Here is a 320-nt window from a genome sequence, read left to right as displayed (position 1 = left end):
GCCGAGCTCGGCGGTCTGGTAGAGCGAAGCGCCCAGCGCCGTGACCTCGGCATCGCGCCCTACGATTACCTTTCCCTCGGTCTGCGGGACTACACACCCTGCCCGTACTTCGGGTGCCGCATCTTCACCGATGCGCTCAGCGCCCTGCTGTGCTGGCTGCTGGGTGGCCTTGTGGGCCTTGGCACCTTGATCTGTGCGTACTGCCTTGGGCCCTTCATCCAGTTCTTCGATCGGACGTTCTCCCAGAAGGTGCTGCAATACAAACCGAACAATTGAGAAACCCCGCGGCGTCAAATCATACGCTGCGGGGGTCTTTTTTA

1 pseudogene is annotated in these 320 nt (G+C 60.9%); it reads left to right on the top strand.

From position 1 onward, the window contains the following. A pseudogene (locus P0G09_RS16995) lies at positions 1 to 276 on the top strand (hypothetical protein); the annotation flags it as partial. Positions 277 to 320: the final 44 nt, after the last annotated feature.

It is taken from the genome of Faecalibacterium sp. DFI.5.82, from assembly GCF_029076575.1.
GTDB lineage: Bacteria > Bacillota > Clostridia > Oscillospirales > Ruminococcaceae > Faecalibacterium > Faecalibacterium duncaniae.
The sequence above is the reverse complement of the archived record's forward strand: the minus strand, read 5'-3'. Positions and strand labels throughout refer to the sequence as shown.